The following is an 18,615-nucleotide window of genomic DNA, read 5'->3' on the forward strand; positions in this document are numbered from 1 at the left end:
TTAAACTTAAAAAAATGCTGGCTTTAAAAGGAGAAAATATATCAAAACAATACCGCTTAGGACAAGTGGGAACAGGAACTCTTACCCATGATTTAAATAGATTCTGGTATAAAGTAAGAGGAAAAGAAGACCCTTATCTCAAAATAGGAGAATCCAATGACAGAACCACAAAAGGCGAATCGGAATATGTATGGTCACTACAGGACATCAATTTCGAGATTGCTCAGGGAGATGCAATGGGAATTATAGGAAGAAACGGGGCTGGAAAATCTACACTGCTTAAGCTTTTAAGCAAAGTTACAAAACCTACCACCGGTAAAATTCACACCAACGGAAGAATTGCATCCCTGCTGGAGGTGGGAACAGGCTTCCATCCTGAAATGACGGGACGGGAAAATGTCTACCTCAACGGAGCGATCCTGGGGATGACAAGAAAAGAAATCACAAGAAAATTTGATGAAATAGTAGATTTTTCAGGGGTAGAAAGATACATTGACACTCCTGTGAAAAGATATTCCTCAGGAATGTATGTACGTCTTGCATTTGCTGTAGCAGCCCATCTGGAATCTGAAATCCTTATCATAGATGAAGTGCTTGCAGTAGGAGATGCAGAATTTCAGAAGAAATGCCTTGGAAAAATGGGCAATGTGACCAAAGGAGAAGGACGAACCGTTCTTTTTGTAAGCCATAACATCACTGCCATCAAAGAATTATGTAATACTGGATTATTATTGGATAAGGGAAGACTGGTCACTCAGGGTGATGTGAACAAATGCATCATCGACTATCAGAAAAACGCTGATACAAAATTGTTTTACAACTACATGGATGATCCCACAGTATTTGAAAATGAAAATATCCTGATAAAATCCTACAAAGCCGAACCGATAAACGGAGATATCATCACCGTGAAATCAGGTATTCGGGTAACAGTAACTTTTACATCCAAAATGGTTGGGGTAGATCTCGATATGTCATTCTATCTCAGAAACAGCCACGATCTTACGATCATGAGTACCGGAATGATGATCAGCGAGGATAAAAACATAGAAAAAAGGGACTATACGGCAAGCTTCGAAATTCCGCCTTATACGATTAATGAAGACTCTTATTATTTCGATTTGTTTTGGGGAATCAACAGAACTAATGTGGCATACAGAACAGAAGCATTTGGTTTTGAGATCCACGGAATACAAAATGAATTCGGAGAAATTGTAAAATCTCCGGGTATTCTGTTTCCGAAAATTACCCATTCAATAGAGAAATTGTAGTAATTTTTCCTGCTGCCATTATCTATATATCCATCTTAAACGCTTATCACATATGATACTTAATGTAATATTTTCTTACAACCGCGCTGTACAGCTGGACTATCTGCTTCAGTCTTCTCTGAAACATTTTAAAGCAGATGCTAAGCTTGTAATCTTATACCATACTACCGGCGTTCATCAACAGGGCTATGAACTGTTGAAAAAAAAATACGCCGGATATCAACATATATCTTTCGTTGAAAGAAAACATGTCTTTTTTGACTTCTCGTACATTCATGCGCTGAATACGGAAAGAGACTGGGAATTTTTTAAAGAAAAAAATCTGTTCAAGAAAAACGGAGATAACTTTAAGGGAGCTCTTCAGAAAATCATCAAAAACAGTGGCTGTGAATTCGTCATGTTCTGTACGGACGACAGTATTTTCTTTAAGGATGTTCATATCCCGGATGAAGTGCTGGATGTCATAAGAAACAATCCTGAAAATGCTTCTTACAGGCTTTATGTAGGAGACAATCTTGAAGGATATCCTGACTATCTGGAGAAAAAAGGAGATTACTATCAATGGGATTATTATACTGATACCGAGGTGCATCACTGGTCTTATCCTTTTGCTGTAGATGGTACCATTTATCATTCTGAAGGACTCCTTAAACACCTGAAGCCACTGAGTTATCACAACCCGGTTACCCTTGAAGACAGAGGTTTCAGCTATATCAGATACCGCAAGCTTTTCCGTATCGGAATGAGTCCTATACGCTCACAGTTACTGGCTACCAAGCTGAACAGGGTTTCTGTAGACAGCCTTAATCCCACGCTTCATATCCAGCCGGATTTTCTTAATGAAAAATTCCTTGATGGTTATACTCTGGATCTCGTGATTCCTGAGCATATTATCAACTCCAACATCGTTCCATCCGAAATTTATCTGGTAAAAGACGGCGTGCGCGAGATGATCTATTCCATGGATGAACAGGGGGAAAAAGTACAGGGCCTTCTAGGTATTGAAGGATCGAAAGAACAGTTAGAATAAATAGTGTGCAATAATAATGGAGCAACCGTTAGTAACAGTCGTTGTCGTTTCCTATAACCACTCAAAGTTTGTTAAGGAAAATCTGGACAGCATAAAAAATCAGACCTACAGCAACATCCAGTTGATTGTAGGCGATGATGCTTCTCCCGATAATTCGGCGGATGTTATGGATCAATGGCTGACAGAAAACAATTATTCTGCAGAAAAAAACTTCCATGCCCAAAATACAGGCCTGGCTACCATGCTCAATGAATGTATTGCTCTTGCAAAAGGAAAATATATCAAGCTCATCGCAGCAGATGATTTTCTCCATCCTGAAGCTATTGAAAAATCCGTTTCTAAGCTGGAAAGTTCAGGCGATTCATACGGAATGGTTTTTACCCACACTTATACCATCAATAACGACAGTCAGATCATGGAAGATATGGCTGATTATGATGCTTTAGGTAATATAGATCCTTATGTGTTCAGAAAAGAGCTTATCAAAGGAAACCGGATTGCTGCTTTGACGGTTTTACAGAGAACCGATGTTTTAAGAGAAACCGGAGCCTACGATTCCCGATTGACAGTAGAAGATTATTACCGCTGGCTGAAGATCAACGAGAAGTATCTGACCGCTTATGTTCCTGAAAAACTGGCCTATTACCGTTTACATCCAGAAAATATTTCAAAAGTAAAAGAGGAAAAAATACACATAGAAACCATCCTTCTTCAAATGATGTTTGATAAAGAAGGCGTTGCAAAAGAAAGAATCAACGGACAGACTCAGAAATTTTACCTGACAGGAAAAACGCTGCCGCCGGAATATCGTGAGGTCTACAGCAAATATCCTTTTCATATTAAAAGATTAAGCTTTGCCCTCAATAAAAGGCTGCCTGTCGTCCTGTACAAACTTTTAAATAAAATCATTTAAGATGAATCCCAAAATTTCCATCATCGTACCCTGCTACAATCAAGCCGTTTATCTTGAGGAATGTCTTGGATCTGTCCTGAATCAGACGTACCCAAACTGGGAATGTATTATTGTCAACGACGGTTCTACAGACCATACCGGGGAAATCGCCCTGCAATGGACTGAAAAAGATGAACGTTTTATTTATATTGATAAGAAAAACGGAGGTTTGTCTGCTGCAAGAAACACCGGAATAGAAAATGCCAGGGGACAATGGATATTGCCTTTGGATTGTGATGACAGGATCGGTGATGAATATCTGAAACTTGCTGAAGAAAAATTCAATGACGGGTATACGGTCATTTACTGTAAAGCAGAATTCTTCGGGACAACTATAGAACCTTGGAATCTGAATGATTATAATTACGAACAGCTATTGGTAGAAAACCTTATTTTCTGCTCAGCATTCTTTGAAAAAAGTGAGTGGGAAAAAGTTTCAGGATATGATGTCAACTTAATTCACGGTAAAGAAGACTGGGATTTCTGGTTATCCATATTAGATGAAAAAAAGAAGGTTCACCGTTTGGATTATTTAGGATTCTTTTACCGTAGAAAATTAGAATCTATGGATGTTGAGATCAATCAGAACAAGGCTAAAAAAGATTTTTCCTTAAATTACATCTATAAAAAACATTTGAATAAATACATTCCCAGGGAGTTGAATGCTATTGAATATTATCATCAGCAAAAAAAATTGGGCGTCAATCTTAATTTTTACAATGAAGCCATTCATAAAAATGGGGTTACCAAATTTTTATTTAAATTAATTTCCAAACTGTCGTAAAATGCTGTCCATTATAATTTCATCCTACCAGCAAACCTACTATGATGATCTCGTTAAGAATATTAGTGAGACAATCGGTGATGGTTTTCAGTATGAGATTATTCAGATATGGAATCCTAATCTGATGGGAATTACAAAAGCCTACAATCAGGGAGCAGAACAATCCGTTTATGAAAATCTTTTATTCATTCATGAGGATATTCTGTTTCATACCAACGGTTGGGGAGAAAAACTAGTGGCTCATCTCAACCAGCCCAATGCCGGAATTATCGGTTTGGCGGGATCATCTTACGTTCCTGTGGCACCCAGCAGCTGGACGGTTTCCGAGAAATACAATTTTGTACATATTCTTCAGGGAAATAAAGAAAAATCGGCATCCACTCTTATCAATACTACCAAAGGACACCTCCATAAAGTATATGCCGTAGACGGCGTTTTTATCGCTGTGAAAAAAGAAGTCTTCAATGCATTTAAATTTAATGAAGAGCTTCTCAGAGGGTTTCACGGGTATGATCTTGATTTCAGTTTAAGAGTTTCGAGAAAATTCCAAAACTATATTATTGATGATATCCTAATAGAACATTTTTCACAGGGAAATTTAGATAAGAAATGGCTTGATGCCAACATTCTCATTAAACAAAAACAAGGTTCGGATTTTCAGAAAATACCGGACCCCGAAACAGAAAAAAAAATATTTTTAGGCTTTTTATATAATTACTTTCAGTATTATCCCGTTGATAAAAGAAATATCCTCTTTACGATGAAATTTTATCCGTTTAAAAGGATTAATTTTAAAGATCATTTTTTAATTGCTAAAAAGTATTATCATTATCTGAGGTATTCTTCAGACATTAATAAAAAGCTAAACACTACAAAATAACACAAATGATTGTAGGAAACGGTCTTATCGCAAACTCATTAAAAAATATAGATTCAGAAGACTTATTATTCTTTGCTTCCGGTGTTTCAAACTCCCTCGAAACCAGGAATTCAGAATTCGAAAGGGAATTTTCTCTTTTGAAAACCATGATTGAAGAAAATAAAGGAAGAAAACTGGTCTATTTTTCTACACTGAGCATTCATGACCAATCTAAACAGAACAGCCCGTACGTGCTGCATAAAAAGGCTATTGAAGATCATATCAAAAACGGATGTGATCATTTTCTTATTCTGCGGATAGGCAATATCGTGGGAAAAGGAGGAAATCCCAATACGCTTTTTAATTTCCTTACGGCCCAGATCTCCGGAAACAGTGAATTTACCCTTCATTTAAAGGCAAGAAGACTGCTTTTGGATATTGATGACATTTCAAAATTTCTGAGCTCACACTGCCTGGATATGGAAAACAAAACCCTTAATCTGGCTTTCCCATACTATTATGATTTGAAAGAAATCATTAATGCCATTGAAGACAAAACCAGGATGAAGGCCTGTTTTTCTGAAGTGGAAGAAGGCGACTTTTATAAGGTCGGCTTTGATGAATCCATAGAAACTTTTTTTGCCGGAATACAACCGGAAGATTATTTGAAAACCTTAACCCAAAAGTATATTTAAGATGAAAATGTCTGCTATTCACGTTATCATCGTCACTTACAATGCTATGAAATGGGCGGAAAGATGTTTTACCAGTTTAAGACATTCTTCAGTTCCTGTAAAGTGTATTGTAATCGACAACGGATCTACGGACGGAAGTCAGGAATACATTAAAACCCATTTTCCTGAAATTGACCTCATAGAATCTGCCGAAAATCTGGGTTTTGGAAAAGCCAATAATTTAGGAATAGAAAAAGCTTATCAGGAAGGAGCAGATTTCTTTTATCTGATGAATCAGGATGCCTGGATTTTTCCGGACAGTTTCCAGCATATGCTGGATGTGTACAACAATGCTCCGGATAAAAGCAAGATTGGAATTTTAAGCCCAATGCATCTGGATGGCAGCGAGAAAAAATTTGACATCCATTTTGAGAATTATCTGGCCAAAGATGTGAGAAACAACAGAATGTTTTCCGATGTTTATTTCGGAGAGGCCAAACCGTCTTATGAAATCAGTTTTGTGAATGCGGCTCATTGGTTTATTCCCAGAAATATCATTGAAAAAGTAGGGGGATTTAATCCTTACTTCTTCTATGGTGCTGAAGACTATGAATATGTCAATAGAATTACCTATTTCGGATTAAAGATATTGGTCTGCACAAAAAGTAAAGTCGTGCATGATGCCGTACAGTCCTTCCATAAAAAACAACCGAAAGACAAAGCTGAATTACTGGCCAACACCCGTCTTTCGATGAGAATGCAGCGGGAAACCAAGTATCTTGACCCTAATTATGATTATAATGTCAAAAGAGAAAAAACGGCGATCCTTTCCTATATTTTAAAATTAAGTGCTAAAGGAAATATCAACGAATCAAAATTTTATCTGGAACAGTATCAGTACTTTTCAAAGAAATTTAAAGAGATCGAAGCGGCAAGAAAGATTTCAATGACAGGCCAACATCCTTTTCTCAATCTTTAAGGAATTCCTATGGAAAAATTACCAATAAGCATCTGCATTCTCTCCTGGAAAACCGGAGAAACGCTGAACAACACGTTAAAATCCTATAAAAAACACGGTCTTCTTGAGATGACGGATGATATTGTCATTCTTTTTCAGGAAGTAAGTGAGCAGGATAAAAAGACGGCCGGAAAGTATGGAATCCGATACATAGGACTGGATGAAAATATCGGAATCGGAAAAGGAATGAAATTGCTGGCTGAAAACGCCTCATCTGAAAACATTCTTTTCCTGGAACACGACTGGGAGCTTATTGAAGATCAGACAGCTACCCTTTCACAGCTTAAAAGCGGCATGGAACTTCTCGATCAGGGATTTGATGTTATACGCTACCGGAACAGGAAGACTCCCGGATATCCGCTGATCTCCATCAGACATAAAGGCAACGAGCTTGATTATTATGACGACTGGCATGAATGTACCTCGCCACACCTTCTGGAATCTCTGCACTGGCTGGATCCTGCGAAAGAATTTCCGGACAAAATACAGAAGCAGGGTGACTATTTTGTAACCACTTCCCGCTGGGCCAACTGGACGAATAACCCTTATCTTGTCCGAAAGGATTTTCTGTTGGGTACCATCATTCCTTTTTCAGGGGAAACGGCATCACTTGAAAGAAATATTGCCGCGTGGTGGGTGAAGCAGGATTTCAAAATTGCACAGGGCGAAGGTCTTTTCAAACACAATGATCTTACCAAGTACCCGAAGAAAAGCATCATTCGGAAAATACTTAGTAAATTGAAAAATAAATTTAAATAAACCGTACAGAATGAAAATTCTTTTCCATGAGAACGAACTCAACTACAGAGGGACTTCCATCGCATTATATGATTATGCAGATTTCAATGAACGATATCTGGGAAACGAATCATTGATTGTATATGATAAAACTTCGACAACCAACCACCCGCTGGGTATCGAGAAATTTGCCAAACGCTTTAATGTGATTGGCTATTCTGACTTTAAAGAAGTGGATGACCTCATCAGTAAAAATAATATAGACCTGTTTTATGCCATTAAAAACGGCGATATCGATCATATAGAAACCAAAGAATGCAAAACATGCATCCACAGTGTCTTCAAGCATTTTGAACCTCACGGAGATGTGTACGCCTACGTTTCCGAGTGGCTGAGCCATGAAATGACAGGTTCAAAATATCCTTTTGTTCCGCACATGGTTAATTTTGAAGAAGGAACCAATCAGGATCTCAGAAAAGACCTTAATATTCCTCCGCATGCAAAAGTGTTTGGTTACTATGGCGGTCATGCCAGCTTTAACATCCTATTTGCGCAGCAGACCATCGAAAAAATAGCTTCAAAATATAAAGATGTTTACTTTATTTTTATGGGCGTAGATTCTTTTGTGAAAAAAAGATGGTGGAAATCTGCTCCTTCCAATATTATTTTCCTGCCGCCAAGCTCGGATATTATCATGAAACAAAAATTCATCAATACCTGTAATGCTTTGCTTCATGCCCGTGAAAGAGGAGAAACTTTCGGAATTACGGTGGCAGAATTTGCCATTAAAGGAAAACCGGTGGTCGCTTTTGCAGATCCTCCTGAGAAAGCACATATCAGCCATTTGGGAGATCAGGCCTATTATTACCATAATGAAAAAGAACTTAGAGATATTCTTTTGGATGCAGATCTGAGTCGGTCCGCAGAAGAATTATTCCGGAAATTCCTGCCGCATCCTGTGATGGATACCTTTAAGGAGGTTTTTATTGATTAATGTATGAAAACGAAAATAATTAACTATTTAATTGGTTTATTATTAGCCATTTATTATTGCGTATATCTGCAGAATACTTATTTGCAGCTGGTCGTTAATAAAAATGACTGGCATCTTGGAGAATGGCTGATCAATTATCAGGATGGAGGATTTAAACGAAGAGGGCTTCTCGGAAGTTTATTTGTCTTCATCAATGAGCTAACCGGAGTTCATCTGGCCAATATAGTTTTTGTTTTCCTGTTCATCATTTACACGCTTTTCTTTATCCTTTTAATAAAATTCATTTGGCCGAATAAGAATACCCTTTTAACCATAAGTCTTTTGCTGCTCCCCGCAGGTCTGGGAATGGTTTTAAAAGATCACACCATTATCCCTAAAAAAGAGATTATATTCTTTCTCTTTTATCTTGTGTATCTTCTATGTCTGCGGTCTAAAATAGTGATCAAAGATTATGTGGTCACTTTGTTTATACTCATAGCTATGCTCATCCACGAAGCTGCATTTTTTTATCTGCCTTTCGTGAGCCTTGCCTATTTTGTAAAAAACAGTGAACCAACGACTTATAAAATAAAGAAAATACTTCTGTATCAGTTACTTCCGGCTACTCTCGTCATGCTGTTCTTCTATAAATTCGGGATCAGCATCAAAACGGAAAACACCGTATTATTTTTTAAAGATCATGGTTATCTGTTAAAAGAATTAAACATATACGATTATTATCAATCTGATTTTGATGTGTCCAGCATCTATAAAACCTATCTGTATGGCTATGTGACCTACAGCATCAGTCTATTTCTGGGTGCCCTTACTGTATTCATTTACTGTAAACTGAATAAGATTAAAATCAATCCAATTTTTCTCATCATACAGGTTATTTTCCTGATTCCATTATTTATTAAGGGCTTTGATTGGGGCAGATGGATTAATATTTTCTTTTCTTTGCTGACCCTTTTTATCATTGGGGAAAAGCAATTGGTAAGCAATCTCAAAAAAGATGGTATTGCAATATTATTAATTATCTTTAATTCTTTTTGGACAATGATGGCCTTTTATCAGGGGTTCTCAAGCTTTACGCTGCTTGATGTCATGATAAAGAAAGTGTACTATTTTTTATATTTTAATCTATTTCACGGATGAAACCAAAACCAGTTACTTATATAATCAGCATCGTGCTAGCAATTTATTATTTTGTTAGTATAAAAACCACCTATTCGCTTATCGTAGAGAATAAAGGAGGATGGTATCTTGGAGAATGGCTGATCAACTATCAGGACGGAGGCTTCAAACGGAGAGGCTTTTTCGGCACCCTGTTTATTGCGATTAATGAGATCTCTAAAATAAATCTGGAGTACATCATATTCGCCTTTCTGTTTATAGTGTATACGCTATTCTTTTATTTATTGGTCAAGCTGTTCTGGAAGGAAAAAAACAATCTTCTGGTTCTTGCGCTTGTCCTGCTGCCGGCAGGTTTCGGGATGATGGTAAAAGATCCTTCCATTGCATCAAAAAAAGAAATTATATTCTTCCTTTTCTACCTGATGTATATCCTTTGCCTTCGATCCAAAATCGTTGTGAAGGATTTTGTCATCACCCTGTTCATTCTTATTGCTATTTTAACCCATGAAGCAGCCTACTTTTATATTCCATTTGTAAGCTTCACGTATTTTGTGAAAAATGATGGTTCATTATTGGATAAAGTAAAAAAAATAACCATTTATCAACTGATTCCCGCTACCATTGTTATGCTGATTCTTTATAAATTCGGGATTAGCATCAATACAGAGAATTCCGTATTATTTTTAAAGAACCATGGATTGATATTGGATGAACTGGGAATTTATGAATATGACCCTAACTACAATGTCTTGGCTTTTTACAAACAAAATTTATACAGTTATCAAACTTATATCATTAGCATACTGATTGGTGCCCTTACCTTTTACTTCTATTGTAAATTGAATAAAGTGAAAATCAATGCCCTTTTTTTGGTGGTACAGACTGCTTTTTTAATTCCTTTATTTTATCTGGCTTTGGATTGGGGAAGATGGATCAACATTTTCTTTTCTCTTCTGACTATATTTATTGTCACCGACCAGAAATCCATCCTTACCAGAAGACAGGAAATCATGACGTTTCTATTGATCCTGTTTAATCTTTCGTGGACGATGATGCTGAAGACGGAAGGCTTCCTAACTTTCCCGGCTCTTGATTCTTTACTTAAGAAAGTATATTATTTTATTTACTACAAAATTCATAATATATTGATCAATTAATGCCTGCATGAAAATACCCGAAATCCATATCATAATCGTCACTTACAATGCCATGAAATGGGCAGAACGCTGCTTTACAAGCCTGAGAAAATCTTCGGTTCCTGTGAAGTGCATCGTGGTAGATAACGGATCTGTGGACGGCACGCAGGAATACATCCGAAATAACTTTCCTGAAGTAGATTTTACCCAGTCTGAAACCAATCTGGGTTTTGGAAAAGCCAATAATATAGGCATCGAAAAAGCATATAAAAACGGAGCAGATTTCTTTTACCTGATGAATCAGGATGCATGGCTGTATGAAGACAGCATGGAAAAAATGCTGGAAGTATTCCACAACCATCCCCGTCAGGAAGAAGTGGGAATCATAAGCCCCATCCATATTGACGGCACAGAAAAGTACATGGACATTTTCCTGGATCAGTATATTGCCAAGAACTACGAAAAGACCAGGATGATTTCAGATCTGTATTTTCAAACGCTGAAGCCTTGGTATGAGATCAATTTTATTAATGCCGCCCACTGGCTTCTCCCGAGAAAAACAATAGAATCTGTAGGCGGGTTCAATCCCTATTTTTTCCATTACGGAGAAGATGATGAATATGTCAACCGCGTGCATTTCCACAACATGAAAGTGATCCTGGTTCCGGGGAGTAAAGTGGTACATGACGGTGTTCAGCTGCTTCATAAAATAGATTTTACAAAGTATGAAGATGTAAGAATAGAGATCAACGCGATGAATCCCAACCTTCCCAATGGTCTTCAGCTTGAAAAAAAATCTCTTATACAGAGCATGTTTAAAAATATCATTACCGGAAACTTTGACACCTATCAAAAGTTGTCAAAAAAGTATAAGAAAATCTCTTCAGACAGTGCAAAATTAAGCAGTTTCAGAAATCAGGTGATGCAGAAAGGTCCGGCTTTTCTTAATCTGTCGTAAATTAGCCTGAACATAAACGAAAAATAAATGATGAAAAATACAATATTATGTGTGGAATAGCAGGAATCATAAGCAGCAATGCCAGAAACTATCAGGAGGAAATCCGGAAAATGACGGATTCTATGATACACCGCGGCCCGGATTCTTCGCATTATGAATTTTATGACCATGCGGCTCTGGGCCACCGCAGGCTTTCCATTATCGATCTGTCTGAAAATGGAAAACAGCCCATGTTCTCAAGTACCAAAAACGAATGTATTGTCCTGAACGGTGAGATCTACGGCTATCAGGATATTAAGAAAAAATACGGAGAATACCCTTTTCACGGAGGTTCAGATACGGAAGTTATTCTGGCGATGTACCAGAGAAAAAAAGAAAACCTCATCCATGATCTTCCCGGGATGTTTGCTTTCGCCATCTGGGACGATCAGCAACAGCAGCTGTTCTGCGCCAGAGACAGATTCGGGGAAAAACCGTTTTACTACGCGATAGGAAACAACAATGAATTTATTTTTGCATCAGAAATCAAAGCTATTTTAGCCTCCGGACTGATACAGCCTAAAGTAAGTTCTGAAGCTCTCTCCCATTATCTTCAGTACGGATATGTAAGCACTTACCAAAGTATCTACAGTAATATTTTCACCCTTCCACCCGCTCATCAGCTGATCTGGAAAGACGGAAAAATTACGGTTTCCCGTTACTACAGCCTTCCGGCAAAAGACAGAACCTTAAGCCTCTCTGATGCTAAGGAAGAATTTCTGTATCTGCTGAAAAATGCAGTAAAAAAACAGCTTATTGCAGATGTACAGGTTGGGAGTTTCCTGAGCGGAGGCCTTGATTCTTCATCCATAGTCGCTTTGGTAGACGAATTTCTGCCTCATCAGACGACCATCAGTTTCGGGTATGACCATAAAGACAATGAGCTGAAATATGCCAAAGAAATTGCCGATAAATATAACACCAACCATATAGAAGTTCACGAAAAAAAAGAAGACCTCGTTGCCTCTTTGCTGAAGATTACTCCGTTTTTTGATGAACCTTTCGCCGATGCCTCATTTATCCCGCATTATGAGATCTGCAAATATGCCCGACAAAATCTGACCGTTGTATTATCGGGAGATGTGGGAGATGAACTTTTCGGCGGATACCATTTCTATACCGTTGAAAATAAATTAAAAAAACATTTCAGCTATAAAAATATAGTGGCCCAGTTTGGTCTGAACCTTTATCAGAAAATAAGACCTACATCTTATCTCACACAGAAAAACCTAGAACATTCCTCCATCATGGATTTCCACCTGAATGAGGTGAGAAATGCATTCAACAAAAAAGAACGAAGTCTTCTGGGTGTTACAGCCCATTATCTTCAGGATTATAGTTTTACCCCTGATCCTGATTCTCTTAATGACATTATGAGAGTGGATCTGGAAAATTATGTTCCCGCCAATATGATGGTAAAATCAGACAGAATGGCTATGGCCAATTCACTGGAAGTACGGACACCGTTCCTCGACCTTGATTTTGCAGAATTCTGTATCCAGCTCCCGGATCAGCTTAAACTGGATGAGAAAAACGATAAGATCATCCTTCGTGAAGCTATGGGATCGTACTGGACGGAAACCATCAGACAACGTCATAAGCAGGGATTCGGTCTAGGAGTGAAAAACTGGTTTGCAGAAGAAAACCTGATGAATCTTTCGAATGATTTGCTTAATAACCCTAATCATAAAGTGTTTAATTTCATTGATTATAAAGCAACCCAGCAGTTCCTGAATAAGGATGAAAAACACTGGAACCTGTTACAGCTGGCCCTTTGGGCGGATAATAATCAATCTGTATTATAATATTCTGTAATGATTGAAATCTCTGTTATCATACCCGTTTACAATGCCGCTGATTTTCTTGAAAAAGCAGTTCATTCTGCGGCACAATTTGACGAAGTAAAAGAAATCATTCTGGCGGAAGACCAATCTACCGATGATTCCCTGGAAATCTGCAGAAAGCTGGCTGCAGAAATATCTAAGGTAAAACTGTTTCAGCATCCGAATGGAGAAAACCGCGGTGCCGGAGCCTCAAGAAATCTGGGTATCGACCATGCAACCTCTGAATTTATAGCATTTCTCGATGCCGATGACTATTACCTTCCCAATAGATTTGATGCGGAAAAAGAGCTTTTCAAAGATCCAAAAACTGAAGGTATCTTTGGCGCGATCGGTACAGAATATTTAACCGAAAAAGGAAAGCAAGAATTTCAGTCTAAATTCAAGGAGATGTCTTTGAGTACAGTTGAATATCCTGCGGAAGGAGAAGAAGTTTTCAGAGGGCTTTTAAGTTTAACCCCTAAAACTTTCGGTACATCATTTCACCTGAATTCACTTACGGTAAGAAGGGATTCTCTGAGGCGTAACCATATCCGTTTCAATGAAACGCTCCGTGTTCATCAGGATTCTGAACTGATCATCAGGCTGGCTTATCATTGCCACCTGAAAACCGGGATTATCGACAAAGCGATTGCGATAAGGGGAATTCATGATGACAACAGAATTACAAAAATCATAAAATATACTCCTCAATATAACCAGAGGCAGTTTCTTTTCTGGAAATCTATGAATGACTGGGCTGTTGCTCAGCAGATCGCTCCCGAATACAGGAAGAGAATTTATTTAATTTACAAATCATTTGACCTGTCTTTAAAAAGTGGACTGGCCAAATATGGAAGTATTTTTCTGGAAATATTGAAAAACCCGGATATACTAAAGACGAAATACCGCTTTACTTACTACAACAGATAATCATGGAAATCTCAGTAATCATTCCTGTATACAACGCGGAAAAATACATTTCCAAAGCAGTAGAGTCTGCCTTACAGCTAGAGGAAGTAAAGGAAGTGATCCTCATAGAGGACCAGTCTCCTGATAATGCCTTAGAAATATGTCAGCAGCTTGCTTTACAAGATGAAAGGGTAAAACTTTTCCAGCATCCGGACAAAGGTAACCATGGTGCAGGAGCCAGCAGAAATTTGGGTATTGAAAAATCTACAGCTGATTTCATTGCATTTCTGGATGCCGATGATTATTTCCTTCCGAACAGATTCAATGCAGAAAAAACACTTTTTAACGATCCCAAAGTAGATGGTGTATTCAATGCTATAGGCACTGAATTTTTAACGGAAAAAGGAAAAGAAGAGTTTCTATCTCATATTGCTGATGATTATCTTTTGACCGTCAACTATCCCGCGGAAGGAACTGATGTTTTTAAAGGATTACTGGGGCAGACCTCAAAAGTTTTCGGTACATTTTTCACACTGGATGCACTTACCGTGAGAACATCAGCTCTTGAGAAAAGCCGTTTAACATTCAACGAAGATTTACGGGTTCATCAGGACTCCGATTTTATTATCAAACTGGCGTATCACTGTTATCTCAAAGCCGGAATCATAGATGAAGCTGTTGCTATAAGAGGTATTCATGATGATAACAGGATCACCAAGATCAAAAAATATTCTACACTGTATAATCAAAGGCAGTTTCTTTTTTGGAACTCGCTTTATCAATGGTCTCAGAACCATATACTGGACCAGGATGCAAAGCAGCATATCAGTCTGCAGAAAAAAGCTTTTGAACTTTCTGTAAAAAAAGGATTTCCCAAAGCGAAGACTTTTTTTGCCGCTATTCTTAAAGATCCCAATATTCTAAAAACCAAATACAGATTTACGTACACCCATCATGAAACTCAATAATTTACAAATATTAAGAGGTATATCCGCTGTGCTGGTTTGCTGTTTTCACTTCAGAGAGTATATCAATTTTGAAGATTTTCCCATTGGTGATATTCTGTTTAGAAAAGGAAGCATTGGGGTGAGTATATTTTTTGTGATCAGCGGATTTATCATGGCGTTCACGACTTTAAAAAAAGACTTCAGTATGAATACGTCTAAGGAAATCAAGCTATTCTACAAACGGAGAATCATCAGGATTGTACCACTTTATTTTTTGCTTTCCGCAGGATGGATGGTGATTGGCGGAACGCTGATGTACTATTTTCATGGTGAAGGCTTAAAAAGGTTCATCTATTCCGTTTTATTTCTTCCCCAAAAGGACTCATTCCCCGTGCTTTATCTTGGCTGGTCCCTTAATTACGAAATGTTTTTTTACCTGATATTCGGTTTGTCTCTGTTCTTCAAAAAAAGACGGTATATTTTTATTTCTGTATTTTTCATCGCTACGTATATAGCTGGACTTTTATTTCCAACGGAAAATGCTTATCTGAAAATGGTTTCCAGTCACCTCAACTTATATTTTGTGGTGGGAATTCTTTTTGCTCTTTTATTGGACAAAATTTCTATCAGCAAAAAGTGGGCTCTGGTATTGTGTACCGCCGGCATCCTATTATTTTCAGCTTTCTTCTTTAATTTTATAGCCATATCAGACAGTGTATTGGTATTATTTGTTGTATCTTTATTCGTGTTATCGTTTTTACTGTTGGATTACACGCTCCATTTCAAAGGGAACAGACTGCTTATTTTTCTAGGTGATATTTCCTATTCACTGTATCTTTCACACCCCTTTGTAGAGCTGTTTTTCAGACGATTTAAGGTAGAAGGATATCTCAATATCCCCTACTTCATATTAAAATTAATTATAGTCATTGGCCTTGCCGCATTTTTATATTATTTTGTAGAGAAAAAAATAACTGGGTATTTAAAGTTGAAATTAAAAGCTTAGAATACGACAGTATAAAATAAAACACAAATATTTTTTTAACCGTTCCCAAAGATGAAAATATCAGTAATCATTCCCGTTTACAATGCGGAGAAATTTGTATCTCATGCCGTAGAATCGGCACTTCAGTTTGACGAGGTTGATGAAGTCATTCTGATTGAGGACCAATCTCCGGACAACGCGCTTCAGATATGCCAGCTGCTGGCTGAAAAACACGAAAGAGTGAAGCTTTATCAACATCCGGACAAAGGTAATCATGGTGCTTCAGGCAGCAGAAATTTAGGGATAGAAAAAGCTTCCGGAGATTTTATTGCTTTTTTGGATGCCGATGATTATTATCTTCCCAACCGTTTCGATGCAGAAAAAGAACTTTTCAAAAACCCTGAAGTGGAAGGCGTTTACGGTGCACTTGGAGTGCATTATTATTCTGAAAAAGCTAAAGAGCAATATTACAGTATATTCAAGGAAAGACTTACCACCGTATACAAAAAACACCGTCCTGAAGATGTTTTTTTCGGACAAATCCATATGCTGGGAGCTTTTGGCCTGTTCAGCATTGATACCCTGACACTCCGCAGAAAACCTTTTATGCAAAAAATGGAAGTGTTCTTCAAGACTCATTTAAGGCTTCACGAAGATACCGAGTTTCTTTTCCGCCTGTCATACTATCTTAACCTGTATGCCGGCAGCACTGATCAAGCAGTTGCCATCCGGGGTGTGCATGAGCATAACAGAATCACTAAAGTAGATACCCGCGTAATAAATCCGGCGATTTCCAGAGCTCTATTGTGGAGAGAAGTCAATGATTGGGCCCAAACAGAAGATAGAATGCCTGAAATAGTAAAGCTTCATATCAAAAGAATGTCCCGCAGCTTTGAAATAGCCAAAGCTCCCAAATTAAAAAAATGGGGAATGGTGGCCAAATATCTGTTTACGGATTACAGAAGTATCCGGTCAGGGTTATATAATATCAACTTTAAACATTCTTTAATTTTTTAAAGGGTAAAAATAAAGATACCAGACCTTAGACCGGGGTAAGAAAATTTGGATGATACAAATGAGAAAAGGCTGATGGAAATTTCGGCTAACCATGTCAAAGTTCAAAATCTTGATAGGGTGAATCACTTATATTTTAATAGCTTCACACTTCCTCACCGTATTAAAAAAAAACAGTTCTTATTCCTAGCTCAGGTTAACATAATAAAAAATCTATAACTGCATGAAACTAAACACCTATAAAGTTTTATGCTTCACTATATTTGTAGTTAATTATTTTAACAAAAACATGAAAATATCAGTAATAATTCCCATATACAATGCTGAAAGATTTGTTTCTCAGGCCGTAGAATCTGCGCTTCAGTTTGATGATGTTTACGAAGTGATTCTGATAGAGGACAAATCTCCTGATAACGCTTTAGAAGTGTGTCAGCAGCTTGCTGAAAAATATGACCGGGTACGGCTCTATCAGCATCCGGACAAAGGCAACCACGGAGCTGGACCCAGCAGAAATCTGGGAATAGAGAAGTCTGCGGGAGATTTTATTGCTTTTCTGGATGCCGATGATTACTACCTTCCCAATAGATTTGATGCGGAAAGAGAACTTTTCAAAAATCCTGATGTAGAAGGTGTATATGGCGCTCTCGGGGTACATTACTATACGGAAAAAGCTAAAGAACAGTATTATTCTTTGTTTGAAGATAAGCTTACCACAGTTTACAAAAGATACAGCCCGAAAGATGTCTTTCTCGGCCAGATTCATATGTTGGGAAGCTTTGGCCTTTTCAGCATTGATGCTCTTACCATCCGCAGAGAGCCGATGATGAAAAAAATGAAAGTCCTGTTCAGGACCAGTTTAAGACTTCACCAGGACACAGATTTTCTTTTCCGCCTTTCTTTCTACCTTGATCTTTATCCGGGAATTCTGGATGAAGCTGTAGCCGTAAGAGGTGTACATGAAAATAACCGCATCACCCTGGTAGACTCAAAGAAAATAAACCCAGCAAGCACAAGGGTTCTATTATGGAAAGAAGTTGAAAACTGGGCCGATGATGAGAAAAAAATGCCGGACGATGTCAAACAGCACATCAGCAGAATGCACCGAAGTTTTCAGATTGCCAATGCATCCACAGTGAATAAATGGGGAATGATCCTGAAATATCTGGTAACAGATTATAAAAGCATTCGCTCAGGACTTTATAACATTAATTTCAGGGACCGCTTATTTTAACGTGAGTTCGGGTTAAGAATTTTTTTAGATATCAGATTTCAGATATGAAATTTGAGATTTTTTCCAGGAATTGGAACAGTTCATTACGTTTCAGGATTAGGGTTTCGTGGTTTAAACCAGAAATTCATAACTCATAA

The 18,615-nt window shown here is 37.8% G+C and carries 18 protein-coding genes; all 18 read left to right on the plus strand.

The window, feature by feature from the left end:
• Positions 1-14 precede the first annotated feature (14 nt).
• The 18 genes from IW22_RS02500 (at position 15) to IW22_RS02585 (ending at position 18,478) form a co-directional block, all read left to right on the plus strand.
• The gene (locus IW22_RS02500; protein WP_034723940.1) at positions 15-1,271 is read left to right on the plus strand and encodes an ABC transporter ATP-binding protein; all 1,257 of its coding nucleotides are present in this window, start codon (positions 15-17) and stop codon (positions 1,269-1,271) included.
• A gap of 52 nt (positions 1,272-1,323) precedes the next feature.
• Complete coding sequence (locus IW22_RS02505; RefSeq protein WP_034723941.1) at positions 1,324-2,301, plus strand: hypothetical protein; 978 nt, start codon at positions 1,324-1,326, stop codon at positions 2,299-2,301.
• 16 nt (positions 2,302-2,317) lie between these two features.
• Positions 2,318-3,214: a glycosyltransferase family 2 protein gene (locus tag IW22_RS23485; RefSeq protein WP_051890957.1), complete on the plus strand. Its 897-nt coding sequence runs from the start codon at positions 2,318-2,320 to the stop codon at positions 3,212-3,214.
• Between the two features lies 1 nt (position 3,215).
• Complete coding sequence (locus IW22_RS02515; protein WP_051890959.1) at positions 3,216-4,037, plus strand: glycosyltransferase family 2 protein; 822 nt, start codon at positions 3,216-3,218, stop codon at positions 4,035-4,037.
• Position 4,038: 1 nt separating this feature from the next.
• Positions 4,039-4,917 (plus strand): glycosyltransferase, encoded by an 879-nt coding sequence (locus tag IW22_RS02520; RefSeq protein WP_034723942.1) that lies wholly within the window; start codon positions 4,039-4,041, stop codon positions 4,915-4,917.
• 5 nt (positions 4,918-4,922) lie between these two features.
• On the plus strand, positions 4,923-5,591 hold the full coding sequence (locus tag IW22_RS02525; protein ID WP_034723943.1) for an NAD(P)-dependent oxidoreductase: 669 nt from the start codon (positions 4,923-4,925) through the stop codon (positions 5,589-5,591).
• A gap of 1 nt (position 5,592) precedes the next feature.
• The gene (locus IW22_RS02530; RefSeq protein WP_228383978.1) at positions 5,593-6,549 is read left to right on the plus strand and encodes a glycosyltransferase family 2 protein; all 957 of its coding nucleotides are present in this window, start codon (positions 5,593-5,595) and stop codon (positions 6,547-6,549) included.
• Positions 6,550-6,558: 9 nt separating this feature from the next.
• The gene (locus tag IW22_RS02535; RefSeq protein WP_034723944.1) at positions 6,559-7,347 is read left to right on the plus strand and encodes a glycosyltransferase family 2 protein; all 789 of its coding nucleotides are present in this window, start codon (positions 6,559-6,561) and stop codon (positions 7,345-7,347) included.
• 10 nt (positions 7,348-7,357) lie between these two features.
• On the plus strand, positions 7,358-8,320 hold the full coding sequence (locus IW22_RS02540; RefSeq protein ID WP_051890961.1) for a hypothetical protein: 963 nt from the start codon (positions 7,358-7,360) through the stop codon (positions 8,318-8,320).
• Between the two features lie 3 nt (positions 8,321-8,323).
• Positions 8,324-9,457, plus strand: a complete 1,134-nt coding sequence (locus IW22_RS02545) for a hypothetical protein (protein WP_034723945.1) — start codon at positions 8,324-8,326, stop codon at positions 9,455-9,457.
• A 32-nt stretch (positions 9,458-9,489) separates the two neighbouring features.
• Positions 9,490-10,593, plus strand: a complete 1,104-nt coding sequence (locus IW22_RS02550) for a hypothetical protein (RefSeq protein ID WP_131401678.1) — start codon at positions 9,490-9,492, stop codon at positions 10,591-10,593.
• Positions 10,594-10,600: 7 nt separating this feature from the next.
• Complete coding sequence (locus IW22_RS02555; protein ID WP_034723947.1) at positions 10,601-11,530, plus strand: glycosyltransferase family 2 protein; 930 nt, start codon at positions 10,601-10,603, stop codon at positions 11,528-11,530.
• A 47-nt stretch (positions 11,531-11,577) separates the two neighbouring features.
• Positions 11,578-13,374: an asparagine synthase (glutamine-hydrolyzing) gene (asnB, locus tag IW22_RS02560; RefSeq protein ID WP_034723948.1), complete on the plus strand. Its 1,797-nt coding sequence runs from the start codon at positions 11,578-11,580 to the stop codon at positions 13,372-13,374.
• A gap of 9 nt (positions 13,375-13,383) precedes the next feature.
• On the plus strand, positions 13,384-14,322 hold the full coding sequence (locus IW22_RS02565; RefSeq protein WP_034723949.1) for a glycosyltransferase family 2 protein: 939 nt from the start codon (positions 13,384-13,386) through the stop codon (positions 14,320-14,322).
• A gap of 2 nt (positions 14,323-14,324) precedes the next feature.
• The gene (locus IW22_RS02570; RefSeq protein WP_228383979.1) at positions 14,325-15,269 is read left to right on the plus strand and encodes a glycosyltransferase family 2 protein; all 945 of its coding nucleotides are present in this window, start codon (positions 14,325-14,327) and stop codon (positions 15,267-15,269) included.
• Positions 15,256-16,254 carry an acyltransferase family protein gene (locus tag IW22_RS02575; protein ID WP_034723950.1) on the plus strand — a complete coding sequence of 333 codons (999 nt, stop codon included), beginning with the start codon at positions 15,256-15,258 and terminating at the stop codon, positions 16,252-16,254. Before IW22_RS02570 ends, IW22_RS02575 begins: the two co-directional genes overlap by 14 nt.
• Before the next feature lie 51 nt (positions 16,255-16,305).
• Positions 16,306-17,250, plus strand: a complete 945-nt coding sequence (locus IW22_RS02580; protein ID WP_034723951.1) for a glycosyltransferase family 2 protein — start codon at positions 16,306-16,308, stop codon at positions 17,248-17,250.
• 286 nt (positions 17,251-17,536) lie between these two features.
• Positions 17,537-18,478 carry a glycosyltransferase family 2 protein gene (locus IW22_RS02585; protein ID WP_034723952.1) on the plus strand — a complete coding sequence of 314 codons (942 nt, stop codon included), beginning with the start codon at positions 17,537-17,539 and terminating at the stop codon, positions 18,476-18,478.
• The last annotated feature ends 137 nt before the right edge of the window (positions 18,479-18,615 follow it).

The organism is Chryseobacterium sp. JM1 (genome assembly GCF_000737715.1).
Taxonomy (GTDB): Bacteria; Bacteroidota; Bacteroidia; order Flavobacteriales; family Weeksellaceae; genus Chryseobacterium.

Bases quoted from the DNA above. Each gene is read 5' to 3' on its own strand.
- IW22_RS23485 (WP_051890957.1), top strand. From the start codon at position 2,318: ATGGAGCAACCGTTAGTAACAGTCGTTGTCGTTTCCTATAACCACTCA.
- IW22_RS02505 (WP_034723941.1), top strand. From the start codon at position 1,324: ATGATACTTAATGTAATATTTTCTTACAACCGCGCTGTACAGCTGGAC.
- IW22_RS02545 (WP_034723945.1), top strand. From the start codon at position 8,324: ATGAAAACGAAAATAATTAACTATTTAATTGGTTTATTATTAGCCATT.
- IW22_RS02575 (WP_034723950.1), top strand. From the start codon at position 15,256: ATGAAACTCAATAATTTACAAATATTAAGAGGTATATCCGCTGTGCTG.
- IW22_RS02565 (WP_034723949.1), top strand. From the start codon at position 13,384: ATGATTGAAATCTCTGTTATCATACCCGTTTACAATGCCGCTGATTTT.
- asnB (WP_034723948.1), top strand. From the start codon at position 11,578: ATGTGTGGAATAGCAGGAATCATAAGCAGCAATGCCAGAAACTATCAG.
- IW22_RS02525 (WP_034723943.1), top strand. From the start codon at position 4,923: ATGATTGTAGGAAACGGTCTTATCGCAAACTCATTAAAAAATATAGAT.
- IW22_RS02555 (WP_034723947.1), top strand. From the start codon at position 10,601: ATGAAAATACCCGAAATCCATATCATAATCGTCACTTACAATGCCATG.
- IW22_RS02520 (WP_034723942.1), top strand. From the start codon at position 4,039: ATGCTGTCCATTATAATTTCATCCTACCAGCAAACCTACTATGATGAT.
- IW22_RS02515 (WP_051890959.1), top strand. From the start codon at position 3,216: ATGAATCCCAAAATTTCCATCATCGTACCCTGCTACAATCAAGCCGTT.
- IW22_RS02535 (WP_034723944.1), top strand. From the start codon at position 6,559: ATGGAAAAATTACCAATAAGCATCTGCATTCTCTCCTGGAAAACCGGA.
- IW22_RS02500 (WP_034723940.1), top strand. From the start codon at position 15: ATGCTGGCTTTAAAAGGAGAAAATATATCAAAACAATACCGCTTAGGA.
- IW22_RS02570 (WP_228383979.1), top strand. From the start codon at position 14,325: ATGGAAATCTCAGTAATCATTCCTGTATACAACGCGGAAAAATACATT.
- IW22_RS02530 (WP_228383978.1), top strand. From the start codon at position 5,593: ATGAAAATGTCTGCTATTCACGTTATCATCGTCACTTACAATGCTATG.
- IW22_RS02540 (WP_051890961.1), top strand. From the start codon at position 7,358: ATGAAAATTCTTTTCCATGAGAACGAACTCAACTACAGAGGGACTTCC.
- IW22_RS02585 (WP_034723952.1), top strand. From the start codon at position 17,537: ATGAAAATATCAGTAATAATTCCCATATACAATGCTGAAAGATTTGTT.
- IW22_RS02580 (WP_034723951.1), top strand. From the start codon at position 16,306: ATGAAAATATCAGTAATCATTCCCGTTTACAATGCGGAGAAATTTGTA.